We start from the raw sequence: 19,382 nt of genomic DNA, 5'->3' as shown, positions 1-19,382 counted from the left end.
ACCTCTTGTTTTACCTTAAATCAATCAGGTATCCCCCGGTAAAGCCTGGGGATACTTACTTATAATAATGATAACAAAGCCTGAATCGGATGTTTCAGCTTATTACCATCAATACGCTTCACCTGGCTGCGGCAGGAATAACCGGTCGCCAGCGCATACGCCGTCGGTAATTTCGCCAAAGCGGGCTGCCAGCTGTTTTTGTAAATCTGACGAGAATCATCCAGATGTTTGACATCATGCCCATATGTTCCGGCCATACCGCAACAACCCACAGCCACCGATTGTAACTTAGCCCCGAACTGCATAAAGACTTTCGCCCAGTCGCTGTTACTGCTTGGCTCTGCCGTTTTCTCGGTACAATGTCCCATCAGATAGAAGGTTTCAGTACCAACTTCTTTTTGCGGTAAGGAATCCAACACCGACAGCAACCATTCCTGTGGCAATTGCACTTTAAAATCACCACGGGCATCACCTAGGGCACGCACATATTCATCACGATAGCAAAGCACCATCGCCGGATCAGGACCCACCATCGGCACGCCCAGTTTATGCAGACGATTCAGGAACTGTGAGCTATCTGCGGCGGTACGAGCAAAACTGCGCAGGAATCCTTTAATATGTTGCGGTTTACCGTTCGGCTTAAATGGCAGCAGTAACGGACGATAGCCCAGTTTTTCGATCAGCAGGATCAGATCACGCACGACATCAGCATCGTAGAATGACGTGAATGGATCCTGCACCACCAACACCACTTTGCTGCGGGCATCCGGTGACATGGCTTCCAGTTTTTCCAACTGGAATAACAAGGCTTCGTGACCGGCCAAGTGTTGTTTCAACGTTGGCTGGCTCAGAATCGGCACATCGACCATACCGATGGTTTTTTCGGTCAGTTTTTGTACCCACTGTTTTTTCAGGAAAAAGTTGACCATGCCCGGCGTCTTCGCCATTAACGGCGCATAGCCTTCAACGGTTGCGACAAAATAATCTTTTGCCGGACGCAGATAGCGTTGATGATAAAGCTGAATGAAGCGCGAACGGAAAGAAGGCACATCCACCTTGATTGGACATTGGCTGGAACAGGCTTTACACGCCAGACAGCTTTGCATGGCATCCATGACTTCATGCGAAAAATCATAGTCGCCACGGCGCTTGGCAAATGTATTCAGAGCCCGATCAACCAAGTCTTTCCAGCGGAAAACACCATGTTCAAGTGCAGCTTCTTCACTCAAGACATCCACACCCTGCGCCTCCAGCTGACGCAGCCATTCACGCATCAAACCGGCACGGCCTTTCGGTGATTCACGACGATCACCGCTTAATTTAAATGACGGGCACATCGGTGAACTGGTTTCAAAGGTAAAACACAGCCCGTTACCATTACATTCCAACGCTTCTTTGAACGAATCACGGATCCGCACCGGGATCTGGCGATCGTAGGCACCACGCTTGGTCGCATCAACCGAAACTAATTCATCAGTAGAATTGAGTGGTGTACAAATTTTGCCCGGATTCAGGCGATTATCCGGATCAAACACACCTTTAATACGGCGCAGTTCGACAAACAAATCGCCAAAGAATTCCGGCCCATATTCAGAACGGAAACCCCGACCGTGCTCGCCCCACATCAGGCCACCATATTTGGCCGTCAGTTTCACCACCTGATCCGAAATCTTACGCAACGTCACTTCTTGTTGCGGGTCGCACATATCCAGAGCTGGGCGGACATGCAATACCCCTGCATCCACATGGCCAAACATGCCATAGGTCAGCTGGTTTGCATCCAGTAATGCCCGGAACTCCATAATAAAATCAGCCAGTTTTTCCGGCGGCACCGCTGTATCTTCGGTAAAAGCAACGGGCTTTTTACGACCCGGCGCATTCCCCAACAGACCGACCGCCTTTTTACGCATCGCATAGATGGCTTCGATGCTGGCTAAATCTTCGGTGGTCTGATAGCCAATAATACCGGCCTTACCGGCTGCCATTAACTCATCCAGCTTCTTACATAATGCCTGCATTTTAGGCTGTTGCTCTGCCGCTTCTGCACCGGCATATTCGACGATGTTTAATCCCATCATCTCTTTATCAGCTACATCCGTGATGTAGTTTTTCACGGAATGCCAAACGATGTCAGCGCGAGCCAGTTCTAATACTCGTGAATCAACGGTTTCTACTGACAGCGCTTCAGCCTCAACCATCAACGGAGCATTACGCAGTGCAGATTCAAAGCTATCAAATTTGATATTAACCAGCGCGCGGTAGGTTGGGATCGGGGTCAAATCAAGCAGGATTTCGGTAATAAACGCCAACGTGCCTTCCGAACCACACAATAAACGACTCAGATCCAACGTTTCAGTGGTAGGGTCATAAACATGGGTTAAATCATAGCCTGTGAGAAAGCGGTTCAGCTGAGGAAACGTCGCTTCAATATCGGCACGTTTGCCGCGTGCAATATCCCATACCAGACGGTAGATATCCCCTTCTCGATCTAATTGCTCAAGTTTTGCCTGTAATGCCTCACCACTCACTGGAAAAGCATCAATGACAGAGCCATCCATCAACACCGCACGCACACCCAGAACATGGTCAGAGGTTTTACCATACTTCAGAGAGCCTTGACCGGATGCATCAGTATTGACCATGCCGCCGATGGTGGCACGGTTACTGGTAGAGAGTTCCGGAGAGAAAAACAAATTGTGTGGCTTCAAGGTCACATTCAGTTTGTCTTTTACCAGACCAGCTTGCACCTTCACACGACGAGCAGCGCTGTCGAGTTCCAACACCGCAGTCATATATAAGGAAAGATCAACCATAATGCCGTCACTCAGTGACTGCCCGTTCGTGCCTGTACCGCCACCGCGCGGAGAAAACGTGATCTGACGATAAACAGGCTCTGCAGCCAATTTCAGCATCAGAGCGATATCTTCTGTCGTTTTTGGATGCACCACCGCCTGTGGTAACCACTGATACACACTGTTATCAGTCGCAACGGCTAAACGGCTGGAATAAGAAGAATCAATATCGCCACTGAATCCGGCGCGAGCTAATGCGGTCAGAAAAGCGATATACGGTTGTTTCAGGCTGTCTTGAGGTGTCAGTCTCGGGATCATGCTGTGTTCCTGATCATGGTGCTGGTCATCAAAAATGAGTATCCAAGCGACGAGAGTGGATATATATGCATATTACACCATTCCATGGTGTAAGCGGAAAGCGAAATGGTACGCAAGCCTGCTGACACGATCAATCGATAGTGCATTAAAAATGTGCAATTAAATAAAAAGGCGAGGATTAATACGACAGGCTATAAAAGGCAGATCAGGATCACAGAACAATTTTGCCCGAAAAACAGATTGCCGACTGGGTCACAAAACAACAACGCCAATGCCTTGCACATTTGCACAGCTGTCTCTTGTTAGATATGTTCACTTCAAGAAAAGTTCCCAATAAATTAAAAAAAACTTTTCAAAAGAATAACCAAGCCTGAGGTTAATCAGGCATCCCTCATAACAAGGAAAGATGACGATGAAAAAACTGAACGTATTGGTACCTAGCGTACTGGCTCTGTTCGTAGCTTCTGCCGCTCACGCTGGTGCTACCTTCGACACTCCACAGGGTAAACTGACTCTGGCTGGTGATGTTGAATACAACTTTGACATGTCTCACATCAACTCTTCTGTTACTCAACATGCTAGCAATGGCAATGGTACTGACCATATTGGTAACAGTGGCCGTATCGACGTGACCATTTCTGGTGAGCGTGTACTGTCAAATGGCAACTTCGGCGGTTTCACTGTAGTACCTCAAGTGACTTCATCTGGTGCTGCGGCTTCTGATGATGCCTTCGTAACCTTCGGTGTTAAAAACGACTGGGCTTACAAATTCGGTCATTTCGAAGCCTATGACCTGACTCCAGCTGGTCAAGATACTTGGGCTGGCGGTTATGAAATGTATAAAGCATCTGAAGCTCGTGGTCGTAACAACAGTGCTATGATGATCAACAAACTGGTTGGTCCAATGTACTACGAACTGGGCGCTTCATACGGTGATTACAGCTCAGGCGACTCAACCAATTCAAATACACTGCCTGTTGCTGGTTCAAACTATCTGACCAGTGGCCTGGCTGCATACAAAGCTCATGACCCAATCGTACTGCGTCCAGTAATGGCATATACCGGCGATATGGTATCTGCAGCTTTAGGTGGTGAATTCAACGTTATTACCGATGCATTCAAGGTTGATGGTGTTAACGGTCCAGTTGACCTGTCAAAACGTAATGGTGTCGGCGGTAACGTAACATTCAAAGTTAGCCCAGACCTGAGCATCGTAACTCGTGCCGCTTATCTGTCTGCCGTTGCCAACGATCAATTCAGCGTTGGTGCTGGTGCTCAATACCAGAACTTCTGGTTAGGTTACCTGTTCGGTAACGAGAAAGTTAAAGCTAACACTGATTTAGCTATCGGTGATGCTAAAGCAGATGCTCATGAAGTATATGCTTCTTACAAAATCCCATCAGTTATGGGCTTAGACAACTTCGACATGTACTTAGGTGCATACTGGACTCAGCAGTTGGCTAAAGATGCAGCTAGTGCAGCTCTGGCTAAACCAACTGATTACGGTTCACGCGTACGTTTCAAATACTTCTTCTAATCTGCCTGTGCAGATGGCGTAAGCCAGAAGTAAAATGCCTATTGGACCCTCGCTTCGGCGAGGGTTTTTTGTTTGGATTATCAGGAATGAATAGCTGGCCGTGTTAAGCTTTGATTATTCTCACCTTTGTTTATTCATAAAAATTAACCATGACGATATTCCGCATACTCGCTTCTTTCTTTTTGGTTATGACTGTTCTGTTTTGCCGACAGAGTCTAGCCAGCACAAACAACTATGCTCAGCTGGCACAACAAACCTGTCAGACGCTCGTGGCTTATCGGATGGGCTCATTACTGGATATTCAGGTCAGTGAAGTCAGACCACTGGCCGTAGCACATAAATGGCTGGTAACGGGTGAAGTCAAAAAACAAAATCCACCCGTCACCTTTGCCTGCCTGCTTCGGCTGAAAGACGATAAAATGGGATTGGAAAAGCTGGAATTATTTCAGATTAAACCCCAGCATAAGCCATGATCAAATTGATATTTTGAAAACCGTTTAGCATTTTTCGTCACATGACTGAAGATTCTTCACGTGATTGTTCGCCCAACCCGGCAATAGGCAAATAAATCTTAAATGTAGTACCAACGCCTTCGGTACTTTCAACCTCAATGCGTCCTTTGTGTTTTTGAATAATGCTATAGGTCAGCGAAAGCCCCAAGCCGGTACCTTGCCCAACCGGTTTGGTGGTAAAAAACGGCTCGAAGATACGTTTACGCACCGTGTCTGACATTCCGCGTCCAGTATCGGTAATTGAGATCCAGGCATAATCGCCTTCAACCCCGGTTTTCAGCGTAATATCGCCCATGTTGTCGATCGCATGTGCCGCATTCACCAGAATATTCATAAAGACTTGGTTGATTTGTGCCGGCACGCAACGCACCAAGGGTAAATCACCATACTCTTTATGCACCTTGGCTTTATATTTGAGTTCATTCCAGACCACATTCAACGTGCTGTCTAAACCACGATGCAAATCAGAATTCTGCCAGACTGATTCACCAGCACGTGCAAAATCTTTCAGATCCTGCACGATTTGTTTCACTCTATCTAAACCATCTGCTGATTCAGCTAACAAATCGATGATATCCTGCCGGACGTAATCCAACTCTATATTCTTTTTAATGTCATCTAATCGGTTCTGCACTCCGGCAGGCAACTCGTTCGACACCTGTTCAAACGTACCAATTAAAGATAATAAAGATTCGACATAACTCTTCAATGTGCCTAAGTTGGCATTAACGAATCCGACCGGATTGTTGATTTCATGTGCAACCCCGGCAGCAAGCTGTCCGATGGCGGCCATTTTTTCCGATTGTAAAAGCTGCCCCTGTGCGCTCTCCAGTTTCTGATTCAGCAACCGCAGCTTTTCATATTCATCCTGCAGCTTTTTATTCGCTTCCGTCAGCTCATTGGTACGCAAAATAACGCGATCTTCTAATTCCTGGTTGGTTTGCTTCAGTTTTCGCTGTACATCCAGTAAATGGCTGTTCTGATGCACCACATGCAACTGGGAATCATAGAGTTCGGAATAGGTCTGATGTAATCCGCCAAGAATTAAAGGCACAGCCTCAATCACGATGGCAGCTGAACGTTCGTGTGCTTCCTCTGCACTCATCCCCTGACGCATCGCCAAAAACTGAGAACATACGGGTTTATCAATGGTCAGAATGTGGTAACGCATCCAGAAAATGGCATATCGCAGGAAAGCTCGGATCTCATCGCGGGTGATCAATTCAGTACTGGCGGTATGTAAATGCTGCAAGAAAAGCTGATGATCTTCCGAATGTCCCCAAATCACTTCTGGCAAACATCCTTCCTGAAACATCATGAGTTCTTCATAATTGATATGTTCTCGCAGAATGGCTGCCAGATGTTTCAACTCCTCCAGAACTTCTTCATTTGGCTTGCCCTGCAACAGGCTCATAGCTAATGAGCCCATCTCACGGAAAATACCTTTATGCTGCTCATCGATTTCCGGAATACCGGTGAGATATTCATCATTCCATACCAATGCCATGCTTATTCCTCATCATCCAGAATGACTGAACCATCAGGCCCCCAATTCACATTCGTGATGCCGGGTTCTTCCAGCTCCAGGCGCTTTAGCATCAGATCATTACCCGATAACTTTCCCAATGCGACACGTCGCTGATCAGCCAGTAACTGATTTTCCAACATCAGTTGTCGGTGACGCAGTGCTTGTCCGACCGTGGATGTCAGTTCATAGTCGTTCCATGGTTTGGCAATAAAACGGTAAATATTGGCACGATTAATCGCCTCGATCAGCGCGTTAAGATCGGCATATCCGGAAATAATGATACGTGAAGCATTGGGCTGTAATGTTTTTATCGATGTGAGTAAGTTAACACCATCCATGCCCGGCATCCGGTAGTCGGAAATAACCAATGAGATTTGATTTTCCCGTGCATAATCGAGTGCTTTGACAGGGTCAGTAAAGGTAACCATCTCCAGTTTAAACAATCGCCCATCGCACAAGCACGGTGTGCGTTGTAGTAAACGAACCAATGCTTTTAGAATCATGGGTTCATCGTCTACCAGCAAAATTCTTTCCATGCTCACTCCTTAGTTCATTCCTGTCGCACGTAAATGACGACGGGTTTTCCTTCTGTGCGTTCAAAACGGCAGATGTGATCGATAATGGAAGGATCTAGTTTGCGCCCTTTTGCAAGCAATAGGAATCGAGCGGAACTGTATAAATCGCGAGATAATACCATGCCAGGTTTCACTTGAGCGCTGGTTAACGCCTTTTCTTTAACACGGGCATTTAATGCATCCACAACCTTAAGAAATGCTGGAATTAAATCTGGATCATACCGTTGCCCGGCATTTTCCCGAATATACAAATAGGCTTGCTCTGCCGTAATGCTCTGTGGCAACAACAACCCCATTTGTAATTCATCATAATCAGCCGCAATCGCCAATATGCGGGCACCAACAGGAATGTCTTTCCCTTTCAAGTGATCAGGAAATCCGCTGCCATCCATATTTTCATGCTGTCCCCGTATGTACGTTCCCGCCAGATTTAGTGCTGGAATGGGTAACAGCACCATTTGCCCTAAGGCTGGATGCTCCATGAATTCTGCTTTTTCCTGACGATTCAGACTGGCCAGCGCTTTAGACAGCAGGTTATCCGCCAGGGCCACCTTGCCGATATCATGCAGCGTGGCCGCCAATGCAACAGCCTCAATCTCCTCAGATTTCAAGCCAATATATTTCGCGAGTGCTTCGGCGAGGGTCACAACACGCCGACTATGCCCAACCCAGTCAGCAAACCGCATTTCAATGATGCCGGAAAACACTTGCAATGACGTTCTGAATGAATCCTTTAATTCATCTTGAGTGAGCTCCAGAAACGACACCAGTTGACTCAATTCCGCCGTGCGCTGTGCCACTTTCTGCTCTAATGTATTATTGGCCTGTTTTAGTGCCTCATTCTGTTCAGCCGTTAACTTCAGTAATCGCTGATTTTCCCGACGCAAATGCAATTGTTCCAGGGCCTGCCGGACAATGATCAGCAACTCCTGATCATCCCAAGGTTTGGCAATAAACCGGAAAATTTCCCCCTGATTAATGGCAGATACGGTTTGCGACATATCCGCATGACCGGTCAGCAACAAACGGATCGTATCAGGCCAGTTTTTTCGCACATTAGAGAGAAAAACAGCACCGTCCATTTCAGGCATGCGCATATCAGAAATAACCAGATCCACAGGTTCTCTGGCCATGGTGATCAATGCTTCTGCGCCACCGCCAGCTGTCAGTAAATGATAGCCTTCCGGTCGCAGCAAACGGTTCAATGCCCTGAGAATATTCGGCTCATCATCGACCAACAAAATGGTAAACGGAGTAGCCATGTTTATGATCCTTCAATTATTTTCCATCAATAATGCGACTAGTTTGATATTTTATTCAGTAAGCGTTGATCATCGAACTTCACAAAACCATCACGCACTGCACTCTTAATCTGATCATCCTCCCAGGGTTTACTCAGAAAACGGAAAATCTCCCCGGCATTAATTGCAGCAGAAAGGGAAGTAAAATCAGCATAACCACTCAGCATGATCCGAATAATTTGGGGGTAACGCTCTTTCACCTGACGTAACAACTCAATACCACTGACGCCCGGCATACGGTTATCACTAACGATGACCCCTACATCATAGCGAGCCAGAGCATCCATTGCTTCTTCCGCACCATTCGCCGTAATGATCTGATAATCACCACTGCGCAGAGTTCGACGCAAAGCGTTCAAAATAGAGGGTTCGTCATCAACCAGTAGTAAGACATGTTTGGTCTCTTTGACGGTTGGCGATGTTGGATGTTCTTGGGATTGTGCCGTAATTTTCTGTGCAATCGCAGGCAGCGCACTGGCCGTGGTAGGTGGTGAGAATAAAAAGCCTTGCATCGCATCACACTGCCATGAACGTAGTAAGGCATATTGTTCTTGTGTTTCTACCCCCTCAGCAACAATGGAAAGCCCCATGGCATGACCAAGCGCAATAATAGCCCTGACAATGACGGCATCACTGTTACTGACTGATAGGTCGTGAACAAATGATTGATCAATTTTCAGCTTGTCCAATGGAAACAGTTTCAGGTAACTCAGACTGGAATAACCCGTACCGAAATCATCCACCGATAATGAAACACCCAATGCCTTAAGCTCGTTGAGTGTGTTAATACTCTTGCTGACTTCGAGCATAATGCAGCTTTCCGTAACCTCAAGCTCTAACATCTTGGCCGGAAACCCACTGCTTTGTAATGCGGAAGAAACTTGTTCCACCAACATGTCGTTCTGAAAATGTGAGGCTGACAAATTCACCGCAATCGTGACGTTGAAACCTTCCTCTATCCAACAGGCGCCCTGCCGACATGCTTCATTCAACACCCAAGTGCTGATCGGAATAATCAAGTCGCACTCTTCCGCAAATGAAATAAAATCCTTAGGCTGCATAACGCCTCGAGAAGAACGCCAGCGAATTAATGCTTCAACACTGTTTACGCCACCACTTTTCATCGTTAGTTGCGGTTGATATTCCAGGAAAAACTCTTTGTTTTGTAACGCTTGTTTTAACTCGCGTTCCAAATTGAGACGTTGTTGCAGATCAGCATGCAAATCGGCACTGAAGAGTTGAATATGACATTCACCGTTATGTCGGCACCAATCCATGGCCGTGTCGGCGTTTCGAATAAGTTCGGCTGCGTTATTGCCATGTTGCGGATAATCCGCAATCCCAATGACCGGATGGCACACAATTTCTTTGCGATCATAAAACAAGGGTTGTGAGAGCTGTTCCATAATGGTGTCTGCCAACGTCATTGCAGGGACCAGGTCATTCAATTCAGGCAACACCAGAACATAATTATTAGCAAACAGGCGGCACACCATGCCGTTGCAACCAACCAAATTCCGGAGACGCTGCAACTGAGCCATCAACACCCAATCACCAATGGCATATCCAAAACGGTCATTGATGGCACGGAATCGACGTAAATTGATATAAAAAACAGCGACCTTTTGTTGATGACGTTCAGCTTGTCGGATATCGAGTGTTAACCGTTCTTCCAATAACACGCGATTCAGTTCAGAGAGGGAGTCGGTTCGCGAGAGTTGTATCACGCTGTCTTCCAGCATGCGGCTGACACTGAGATCGGTCAGAATACCGATGTAATAGCCTTCTTTGACGCCTTCTACCAGTTCTGGCTGTGTCGGATAAAAACGCAATGTTAACCACAGAGGAAAAATATCGCCGTCTTTACGCCGACCGGACAGTTCCCCATCCCATCCATTCTGTTCATAAACCAAGCGCCGAAACTCTTTGTAATAATCATCGTTACCCCGCAGTGGTAATAAAAAATCAGGCTGAGAACCTTTCAATTCTTCTTGGGTATAGCCCACGACTGCAGAAAATGCCGGATTGACGGCAATAAGACATCCTTGCATGTCGCAGATGAACATTCCCTGCGATGAACTTTCAAAGAATAACGTCAACAAATCTGACTTGAGACCATCAGGTAGCGATATGTCAGTTAACAGAGAGTCGTTGGTGTTTCTTTTAATTGGTACATTATTTAGTACCGAGGTGGGGTGAGAGAGTGGTTCTGCGAGTATCTGTTTGCTGCTAGACGCTTTCATCCAGATTTGAACACTGTCACGTAAGCGAAGCCATTGATTGATGTGTTCCCGCAAATGTTCAGCCTCCATATCCGCTGGTAACACTTCATCGACCAGCCCCTGTAGTTCTTCACTTAACGAGGTTTGGTTAGTATCACTCAATAATAAAACCGATGGTGAATCGGGCTGAATTGACCGTCGCCACTGTTCTAACCATGGCAGATGCAGCTGTAATGCAGGCTCATCGAACAAATATAATGCTATTTTTCGAACAGCATCATCATCTGGTAGTTTAGTTCGCACATGGTAATAACGACTTAATAAGGCATACAGCCATTGTTGCCGCGAAATATCCGCAATGATGATCACCACTTCAGGATTATCAGCCGCCATCCCAAGGCCCCCGCTAATTATTTTATTTAAGCTTATATAGTTATAGCTTAAGTGATGTTATCACCATTGCGAGCCGTTTCACTTTATTGTACTGACAACAATAAATAAGCGTATTTACATAGCATAATGCATTGATTCACAGAGAATAATTCTCCATGTCCCGTGACAAATAGCAAAAGCATCAGCTTTTGGGGAGGTTAGCGAAACATGGAGATGAGATGAATTGGAGGAGGCTGCGCCGTATAGACTAAAACTTAATGAAGAATCACGTTAGAACTGAATATTACCGGTGTATAACTTTCTTCTACATCGGTATTTGACATAAACGCGCCACTGTCTCTGGAGCGTTGCAGCATAGTTTCAAACTCTACCCAGAATTGCTGTTCTTCTGCGTAAGACATGTTCTCAAGATCGTAACTAAATTGGCCTGATTTACTTTGTTTCATCGCCTACGCCCTTGTCACTATACTACCCACTACCTATTGCAACTTAAGTTTATCGCTGTCAAACAAAGGCACCAACAAAAATGAAAGTTTCATGCGTAATTTTGTGATCCATTGCGAATGTTATAGCATGAAACCATGTAAACGGTTTCATTAGAGACAAATTTAAACGGTAATGTTAATAACCTTTATTTGTGACAAATTGAAACAATACAAACAAATAATAAAATATATTGTAATGATATTATGAAATAGAGTTATAGCTTATATTTTTAAATAAAGACGTTCAGATTTAACGACTATCAAGACACTAAAAAGCAGTGATTAGTTTTAGATCACAAAGCTATTAGTAACATATAATTCGATCTTTACTCGCTTAAGCTTGCCGCGTTAAACTGTATGCGATTTATTCAAAAATAGCTGATAAATCATAGGATTGTAACAATCCAGCTCTCTTTTGTTAAGAGTTCGCCATAATGGTGCGATAAAAATAAATAATAAAAACATTATTATACTTAATAGTTGCTTAGCGAATATTCGTGTTAACACCAAGGCACATAACAAAACAACAACAAATGTCATTTTTTATAAACAAAGGAAATCACATGAATAACACACGGGATTTAGGTTCATATGGGACGGTATCATACACAATACCCTCCAACCAACATGAATCAATAATAAACCGGTTTATCGCTAACTATCGTTTTACTGGCAAAATGATGCTGCTGCTAGGGTTAGTCATCTTATGCACCATTGCTGGTAATATCTGGAACGCATTTTCCGCCAGAGATGTTATTCGTGAAGAAATTGTCCATGGCATGATCAATCAGCTTACTGCGTTACATGCCCAACTCGAAGCTACACAACAACGAGACCCTGCGCATTTTATGGCGAATGCCCGCCAGATATTGACCGACTCACGCTGGGAACAGGATAAATCCGGTTATGCATTCCTGGTTGATCGACAAGGCAAACTGATCATTTATCCACCGGATGCCAGTCGTGAAGGGGGTTTTTTAGATCCTGTTCAAGTGGAAGGTCGGGATGAAAATGTTAATCAGTCTTTCGCCCGTGTAGGACAGGGAAATACTCCAGAATCTATTGTTTATCCCTATGTCAAACCCGGCACTTCAGAACGTATATTGAAAGTAGCACATGTCTACCCAATGGGTGATTACATGCTGGTGTCAGGTGTCTATGTTGATCGTGCCGATAAAGCCTTTGCAGATTATCTCAAGCAAAGTGGCATCCTGATTGTCATCATGCTGTTATTGATCGGCGGCGTTATCACCTTATTCAGTAAAGCCATTGGCCAGCAGGTAAAAAGCTCACTGCATGCCTTGAATCTCATTTCCCGTCACGATTTGAGTCAGAAACAGAACATAAACGGTAAAGATGAATTTGCCCAGATCAACCATGCCGTGGAAGATACCCGTAATACCCTTGCGAATATGCTGTTGCAGCAACGCGATATGTCACTTTCGCTTGCTAGTGCATCATCACAAATGAATAGTGGGATGGATCAGGTTGAACATGCCGTACGTGATGAACGTCAACGCCTCGATTCTGTCGCTGCCGCAATGGAAGAAATGGCGACTACCATCCGGGATGTCGCAAAAAATGCCAATGATGCCTCTGATGCAACCCGGAGTACCGATTCACTGGCGGCGTCTGGTGTGGCTCAAATCAGAGAAGCCATCGTGTCTATGAATACCCTGTTTGATAATTTATCCACCAGCGCTGATTCTGTCACCGGGGTGGAACAAAAGGCTTCCGTGATCGGTTCTGTGGTCGACACCATTCGTGGTATTTCAGAACAGACTAACTTGCTGGCATTAAATGCTGCAATTGAAGCCGCTCGCGCAGGAGAACAAGGCCGAGGTTTTGCCGTGGTTGCCGATGAGGTTCGCACGCTGGCAAGCCGAACCCAGCAAGCGACACAGGAAATTGCTGATATGATTTCGGGTCTGCAGCAAGGTACCCGTCAGGCAGTCTCTCTGATGCAAAACAGCATTGATGCCGCCAATACTGCCGTTGAAAATGCCCAGAAAGCCAGTACCGGATTTGAGCAAATTGCAGAACAAACCAGCCATCTGGCTGAACGCAGTGAAATGATTGCAGCGGCCTCAGAAGAGCAAGGTGTCGTAGCCAATCAGGTCACTGACAGTTTGGTGGCCATTCGCGATTCCGTCGAAGAAACCGAACAGGTGGTGACTGAGTTAAGCCAAGCGAGCAAAGTACTCAGCCAGCACGCTCAAGTCATGGATGAGATGGTGAGAAAATACACGTTACCGGCTCATCATCACTGAGCATTTCAATACTAATAATTTCAATCTGCAGGCAGATGCTGCAATGTAAATTGCTAATCTGCCTGTCTTTTTTTATGCCATATATCGCGAAACCTTTGGCTCCAATGCTCTATTGGGTGGTCAAACGTTCGCTGATGACAATGCCATTGATAATTACTCCGTCGTAGCCGCTGAATGACAGCAGGACAACTCATCCAAGATAGGACAATCCGGATTATCATCGCCATGACACTGGCTGGCCAGTTTTTCGAGACCCGCTTTCATCTGCATCAATTCGGCAATTTTCTGATCTAAAATCGTGATGTGTTCCAGTGCCAGTTGTTTCACTTTGCTGCTGGAACGCTGTTCATCATGCCAAAGTGACAATAGCTCGCCAATTTGCGGCAGGGAAAAACCCAGTTCCCGCGCCTGACGGATAAAACGTAACTGACGAATATCCTGTTCCTGATAGTGTCGGTAACCGGCATCGCTGCGATGCGCCGGTGGTAACAAGCCTAAACTTTCATAATGGCGGATCATCTTCGCCGTCAATCCGCTCCGTTTGGCCATTTCACCGATGGTGAGAAAAACATCAGACATCGTTCATTACTCCTGATCTTTCGACTGCGCCGGACGCCAGCGCGTCAGCCACAAGGCATTGGTTACCACACTCACGGAACTGAAGGCCATCGCAGCCCCAGCCAGCATGGGGTCAAGAAATCCAAATACTGCCAGTGGCAAAGCCACCACATTATAGATAAAAGCCCAGAACAAATTTTGCCGTATCTTGCGACTGGTCAGTCGGGCGATGTTCAGCGCATCGGCGACCGAACGCGGATCGTTACGCATCAGCGTCATGGCGGCACTGGCCATCGCGACATCGGTACCCGACCCCATGGCAATCCCCAGATCTGACTCTGCCAATGCCGGGGCATCGTTAATACCATCCCCCACCATGGCTACCGTAAAACCCTGATTCCGCCATTTCACGATCGCCTCGGCTTTTTGTTCCGGCAATACCTGTGCCGCCAGATCATCAATGCCCAGTAACTGCGCGGTTTGCTCTACACTTTGCCGATGATCGCCACTGAGCAACGCAACTTTAATACCCGCTTGCTGCAACGTTTTAATCGCAGTAGCTGCTTCCGGTTTTGGCGGATCTTGAAACGCAAACCAGGCGACGGCGTTATTATTTTCAATGAGCCAAGAAACCGTGCGGCCTTGTTGATATTGCGCTTCTACGCTGGTTTGCAATGCCGCATCCGGCGTGATTTGGAACCGGCTTAAACCCTGTGCACCAACCAGTGCATACTGATCGGCCAGCCATTGACCTTGCACTCCAATCCCGGCCACGGTCGTGAGTTGCGTTAAGTCTGGCAATGTCAGCCCCTGCTGCTGCGCGGCCTGTTGCAAGGCAATACCCAGCGGATGAGCACTGCCCTGCTGCAAGGCAGCCGCAATCTGCAACGCCTGTTCATCATGGTTCTGAAGAGAATGCTGGGCCATTAACGCCGGATGGCCTATCGTCAGGGTGCCAGTTTTATCAAACACCACCATGTCGACTTTTTCGGCCTGCTCCAGCACTTCAGCATCACGGATCAAGATACCGTGCCGGGCAGCCGTTCCCGTCCCGGCCATGATCGCCGCTGGTGTTGCCAACCCCAAGGCGCAAGGACAGGCGATGACCAACACCGACACCGCATGGATCAGCGCAGCCTCACCTTGCCCGGTGAATACGTACCACCCGGTCACGGTCAGCAGTGCCAATACCAAGACCACCGGAACAAATACCGCACTGATTTGATCCACCTTTCGCTGGATCGGCGGTTTCGCCATCTGGGCCAGTTCGACACGCGCGATGATCCGAGCCAGCAGGGTTTTCTCACCTAATGCAGCAGTGCGGATCCATAACAACCCTTCACCGTTCATGGCGCCCGTGCTGACGCTATCGCCTGCGGCTTTGCTGATCGGCAAACTTTCTCCGGTGAGCAATGACTCATCCAGATGACTGCTCCCCTCTACGATCTCGCCATCTACCGGCACCCGCTCCCCAGCACGTACCCGAATGCGATCACCAAGTTGGATCATGGCCAAGGGCAGCCATTGTTCGATGCCGTCCCGCTCGACCCAGGCTTGATCCGGACGCAAGGCCTGTAAGGCACGGATCGCCTCGCTGGTCTGGCGTTTCGCGCGTTGTTCCAACCATTTACCAAACCAGACCAGCGTGATCACAGTTGCTGACGATTCAAAATAAAGATGAGCATGATGGGGCTGTAACAACCACTGATAGAGCGATAAGCCATAGGCGGCCGTTGTTCCCAGCGCCACCAGCACATCCATATTACTGCTGCCGACCCGCACTGCTGCCCAGGCTCCGCGATAAAATCGCCACCCCAAACCAAACTGCACAACCGACGCCAGCAGGAACTGCCAGAACACCGGTAACTCAAGCTGTGCGCCCCACAACCCTGCGATCATCGGGAATAACAACGGCAAGACGCACAATGCCCCGACAATCAACCAATACCGATCTGTATCGCTCGGAGGTTGCGCCTGCTCGGCAGCACTGGCGTTTGCATCAGGGACAATGCCCTCATAACCCGCCTTCGCAATGGCCCGCAATAACTGGGCATCATCGACCTGCGGCAAGACCTGCAGGCGTGCTTTTTCGCTAGCGAGATTCACGACGGCCGAAATGACGCCCGGCTCTTTGTTCAAGACCTTTTCCAGCCGTTGCTGACAGGCTGCACAGTGCATGCCCTTGATTTGCAATGTCACGGTACGTTGCGGCACGCTGAACCCGGCTTTTTCCACAGCACTCATGAGCAAAGCCGGTGCTATTTTTACGGCGCTTTCTATTTGTGCTTTCTCACTCGCCAAGTTCACACTGACGTGATCCACACCGTCTATTTTGCCTAATACTTTTTCCAGTCGGGTTGCACAAGCGGCGCAGTACATCCCCTGAATCGGCAACACCAGCCGTTCTGTTTTCTGTCCGGTCATTTTTTGTGCTCCTGTTGCATCTACTCTAGTAATAGCTTCGACCTTGACATCATGGCAAGGTCAAGCTGATTATTTAAACAATTTATTCAATATTCCGGCTTGACCTTCCAACAATGGTAAGGTTCAGACTAAGAGAAAATCACAGAGCAACGTATTGAGGAGAAACACTGATGACGACCACACTGCAAATCCCGGACATGACTTGCCAGCATTGCGTGGCGACGATTACTAAACTGATCCAACAGGCGGATCAGTCGGCACAGATACAGATCGATTTGAGCCAACATAAAGTGACTGTGGATGGCAAACTCGACGCGCCTGCGCTGATCACATTACTGGATGAAGCCGGTTACACGCCGAGCGAACTGTAAGGCTTAACCGCATAAACGTTGCAGCCCGCACGGATTCGGCAGGCTGCAATGATGATCAGAGTTGACGGGCAAAGGCTTCCATTTCTGCCAGCTCTCGTTTTAACTGATTCGCCAAAATTGGGAAACGACGGTAGGTTTTGGGATCGGCGCTGTCAGCTTCAATGTGGAAACTGGCGGCAATACGTTCACGCTTCCACTGGTTACGGCAGTAGAGACCAAAGTAACGTTTGATCCAGGCAACCAGTTGTTCCTTGCTGTACATCTGCGCATATTCACCGCGTAACAACACCTGCAGCACCCCTTTGGGCGTGACATTCTGCGTCTGGTTAATGCGACGGATAGCATCCATTACCGGATAGGGCATCAAATCAGCTTCGTCCGTTTGTTCAACCGGGCGTAACTCTGCCGTAGGAGCCTGATGTACGATCGCTTCCATCGCGGCTAACGCCAGACGCGGCAGATCCGGGCTATCCTGCAGCGGAATGCCCTGCTCCATGATGTAACGATTGATCTGTAACACGCGGGATTTGCTGACACCGCCAATCGGTGACAAAACCCCGGAGGTGTCGCCATCCATGGTGCAATAGCCGACACTGGCTTCAGATAGATTCGAGGTGGCCATCAGCAGCTTATTCTGGCGGTTGGCGATCAGCCAGATCCCGGGAGAACGAACCCGCGCCTGAATGTTCTGCAATGCCAGATCGTCTTTTTCCCAGGTCATCGGGTTATCCGGTGTGAGGTCGTTGACCAGTTTCAGATAACCGGCCACCAGCTCAGCAATCGACCAGTCGTGATGCTGTGCCCCCATTTCATCGGCCAAACCTGCCGCCGCATTACGGGTCACACTGCCACTATGGGCCGAGCCCTGATAGACCGTCGTTAAAACATGCGGCATGACATCATCGTGGATCCAAGCCAGCAGCGGTTTATCCCCCCGCATAGCCACATCAATCCGCCCCTGGGCCAGCACCTGACGATAAGCCTCTTCACCTAACGTCAATGCGGCCTGCACCTGTGCAAACCAGACCAGCGTACCGCACAAGGCCGAGTCAGCGCCGCCACTCAGACTTAATGCATAACCGCTGGTGTAGGTTTTACGTTGCCAGTCCCACAGTCCCAGTGCAATCGCGCGACAAGCCGCCGCATGTGGATCTTCATCGGCAAACGTGGTTTGTGGTGACAGCTCACGGAAGTAGTCTTCCGCCTGCCAGTTAAAAGGAATTTCAATAATACCGTGTTGTTCGGAAGGTTGCAGACGCTGGCTGCTGATCAGGCGCTGTGAACGGTTCAGCCCGATATCCACGGTGGCTGACTGCACGCGCCACGGCGCAAAACTTAAACGATCTGAACTCATCACCAGTTCGCCGTTGCTGGCCAGCATGGCATCGCCGTCATACACCGCCCGGCCTGCTTCGCACCCCAGCAGGTTGGTATACACATACACCGCCCCGTAAGCGCGAGAACCTTCGCAGACAAACTGACGACGAGTTTTCTGTTTGCCCAATGCAAAGTGGCTGGCAGACGGATTCATGATCACATCGACCTGACGTTCATACAGGCTACGGCCCGGACGGGAGGCCACCCAGGAATCTTCGCAGATTTCGAAACCGAGACGGATCCCTTCCACTTCAAACACGATATCGCCGACCGGGACATTCTGTCCGGCCAGATCCAGCGTCATCACTTCACCCGCAGGCCAGGGAGTAAACCAGCGAGGTTCATAATGGATACCGTTACGGGCCAGATGTTGTTTGCAGACTACCCCGTGGATCTGATACTGACTCAGTAACGCCACGGCATTAAAGACCTGCCCGCCGGGGATCAACAATGGAAAGCCCACCGCGACCATCAGCGACGGAGGCAAACTCTCGGCTAATTGACTCAGATAAGCGGGCATGACCTCGACCCAGTCCGCCGAGAAAAACATATCTTCACAGCCATAGCCGGTCAGTGCGAGTTCCGGCAGCAAAACCAGATCGGCCTGCTGTTGCACCGCTTCGGCGACCGCCGCACGGATCAAGGCCAGATTGCCATCCAGATCCAGTGGCGTGGTATTAATACTGGCGGTAGCGATTGTCAGTGTTTGACGCATAATT

13 protein-coding genes are annotated in these 19,382 nt (G+C 48.1%); 4 read left to right on the top strand and 9 right to left on the bottom strand.

The features are described from left to right. Positions 1-59: 59 nt before the first annotated feature. On the bottom strand, positions 60-3,110 hold the full coding sequence (gene ydiJ / locus H027_RS0111410; RefSeq protein WP_024872591.1) for a D-2-hydroxyglutarate dehydrogenase YdiJ: 3,051 nt from the start codon (positions 3,108-3,110) through the stop codon (positions 60-62). A gap of 412 nt (positions 3,111-3,522) precedes the next feature. Between ydiJ and H027_RS0111405 the strand changes: the two genes are divergently transcribed. Beyond that, positions 3,523-4,647: a carbohydrate porin gene (locus H027_RS0111405; RefSeq protein ID WP_024872590.1), complete on the top strand. Its 1,125-nt coding sequence runs from the start codon at positions 3,523-3,525 to the stop codon at positions 4,645-4,647. Positions 4,648-4,796: 149 nt separating this feature from the next. Continuing rightward, a complete protein-coding gene (locus H027_RS0111400; protein WP_237657947.1) occupies positions 4,797-5,120 on the top strand; it encodes a hypothetical protein in 324 nt (107 codons plus the stop codon). A gap of 37 nt (positions 5,121-5,157) precedes the next feature. On the opposite strand, the gene H027_RS18685 is transcribed toward H027_RS0111400, so the two are convergent. From H027_RS18685 to H027_RS0111375, 5 genes are all read right to left on the bottom strand, one after another. Next, a complete protein-coding gene (locus H027_RS18685; RefSeq protein ID WP_024872588.1) occupies positions 5,158-6,666 on the bottom strand; it encodes an ATP-binding protein in 1,509 nt (502 codons plus the stop codon). A gap of 2 nt (positions 6,667-6,668) precedes the next feature. Next, positions 6,669-7,223 carry a response regulator gene (locus H027_RS0111390; RefSeq protein ID WP_024872587.1) on the bottom strand — a complete coding sequence of 185 codons (555 nt, stop codon included), beginning with the start codon at positions 7,221-7,223 and terminating at the stop codon, positions 6,669-6,671. A 14-nt stretch (positions 7,224-7,237) separates the two neighbouring features. Continuing rightward, a complete protein-coding gene (gene nosR / locus H027_RS0111385; RefSeq protein ID WP_038149263.1) occupies positions 7,238-8,524 on the bottom strand; it encodes a response regulator c-di-GMP phosphodiesterase, NosR family in 1,287 nt (428 codons plus the stop codon). Positions 8,525-8,562: 38 nt separating this feature from the next. Next, on the bottom strand, positions 8,563-11,178 hold the full coding sequence (locus H027_RS17785) for an EAL domain-containing protein (protein ID WP_024872585.1): 2,616 nt from the start codon (positions 11,176-11,178) through the stop codon (positions 8,563-8,565). Between the two features lie 254 nt (positions 11,179-11,432). Beyond that, the gene (locus tag H027_RS0111375; RefSeq protein ID WP_024872584.1) at positions 11,433-11,624 is read right to left on the bottom strand and encodes a hypothetical protein; all 192 of its coding nucleotides are present in this window, start codon (positions 11,622-11,624) and stop codon (positions 11,433-11,435) included. Positions 11,625-12,226: 602 nt separating this feature from the next. On the opposite strand from H027_RS0111375, the gene H027_RS18400 reads away from it, so the two are divergent. Next, positions 12,227-13,933: a methyl-accepting chemotaxis protein gene (locus H027_RS18400; protein WP_024872583.1), complete on the top strand. Its 1,707-nt coding sequence runs from the start codon at positions 12,227-12,229 to the stop codon at positions 13,931-13,933. Positions 13,934-14,086: 153 nt separating this feature from the next. Here H027_RS18400 and cueR read toward each other — a convergent pair whose 3' ends face one another. Then, positions 14,087-14,512 carry a Cu(I)-responsive transcriptional regulator gene (gene cueR, locus H027_RS0111365; RefSeq protein ID WP_024872582.1) on the bottom strand — a complete coding sequence of 142 codons (426 nt, stop codon included), beginning with the start codon at positions 14,510-14,512 and terminating at the stop codon, positions 14,087-14,089. 6 nt (positions 14,513-14,518) lie between these two features. Continuing rightward, complete coding sequence (locus H027_RS0111360) at positions 14,519-16,915, bottom strand: heavy metal translocating P-type ATPase (RefSeq protein WP_024872581.1); 2,397 nt, start codon at positions 16,913-16,915, stop codon at positions 14,519-14,521. Between the two features lie 170 nt (positions 16,916-17,085). On the opposite strand from H027_RS0111360, the gene H027_RS0111355 reads away from it, so the two are divergent. Beyond that, positions 17,086-17,286, top strand: coding sequence for a heavy-metal-associated domain-containing protein (locus tag H027_RS0111355; RefSeq protein ID WP_024872580.1), 201 nt, complete (start codon positions 17,086-17,088; stop codon positions 17,284-17,286). 55 nt (positions 17,287-17,341) lie between these two features. On the opposite strand, the gene nadE is transcribed toward H027_RS0111355, so the two are convergent. Then, positions 17,342-19,378, bottom strand: a complete 2,037-nt coding sequence (gene nadE / locus H027_RS0111350; RefSeq protein WP_024872579.1) for an NAD(+) synthase — start codon at positions 19,376-19,378, stop codon at positions 17,342-17,344. Between the last annotated feature and the right edge of the window lie 4 nt (positions 19,379-19,382).

The sequence above is a fragment of the Tolumonas lignilytica genome, from assembly GCF_000527035.1.
Classification (GTDB): Bacteria; Pseudomonadota; Gammaproteobacteria; order Enterobacterales; family Aeromonadaceae; genus Tolumonas; species Tolumonas lignilytica.
Note: the sequence above shows the minus strand (reverse complement) of the source record. Positions and strands in the feature narration are given on the sequence as shown.

Excerpts from the sequence above, each read along its gene's own strand:
- H027_RS0111360 (WP_024872581.1), bottom strand. The coding sequence starts at position 16,915 with ATGACCGGACAGAAAACAGAACGGCTGGTGTTGCCGATTCAGGGGATG.
- H027_RS0111390 (WP_024872587.1), bottom strand. The coding sequence starts at position 7,223 with ATGGAAAGAATTTTGCTGGTAGACGATGAACCCATGATTCTAAAAGCA.
- H027_RS17785 (WP_024872585.1), bottom strand. The coding sequence starts at position 11,178 with ATGGCGGCTGATAATCCTGAAGTGGTGATCATCATTGCGGATATTTCG.
- H027_RS0111405 (WP_024872590.1), top strand. The coding sequence starts at position 3,523 with ATGAAAAAACTGAACGTATTGGTACCTAGCGTACTGGCTCTGTTCGTA.
- ydiJ (WP_024872591.1), bottom strand. The coding sequence starts at position 3,110 with ATGATCCCGAGACTGACACCTCAAGACAGCCTGAAACAACCGTATATC.
- H027_RS0111375 (WP_024872584.1), bottom strand. The coding sequence starts at position 11,624 with ATGAAACAAAGTAAATCAGGCCAATTTAGTTACGATCTTGAGAACATG.
- H027_RS0111400 (WP_237657947.1), top strand. The coding sequence starts at position 4,797 with ATGACGATATTCCGCATACTCGCTTCTTTCTTTTTGGTTATGACTGTT.
- nosR (WP_038149263.1), bottom strand. The coding sequence starts at position 8,524 with ATGGCTACTCCGTTTACCATTTTGTTGGTCGATGATGAGCCGAATATT.
- H027_RS0111355 (WP_024872580.1), top strand. The coding sequence starts at position 17,086 with ATGACGACCACACTGCAAATCCCGGACATGACTTGCCAGCATTGCGTG.
- H027_RS18685 (WP_024872588.1), bottom strand. The coding sequence starts at position 6,666 with ATGGCATTGGTATGGAATGATGAATATCTCACCGGTATTCCGGAAATC.
- nadE (WP_024872579.1), bottom strand. The coding sequence starts at position 19,378 with ATGCGTCAAACACTGACAATCGCTACCGCCAGTATTAATACCACGCCA.
- cueR (WP_024872582.1), bottom strand. The coding sequence starts at position 14,512 with ATGTCTGATGTTTTTCTCACCATCGGTGAAATGGCCAAACGGAGCGGA.
- H027_RS18400 (WP_024872583.1), top strand. The coding sequence starts at position 12,227 with ATGAATAACACACGGGATTTAGGTTCATATGGGACGGTATCATACACA.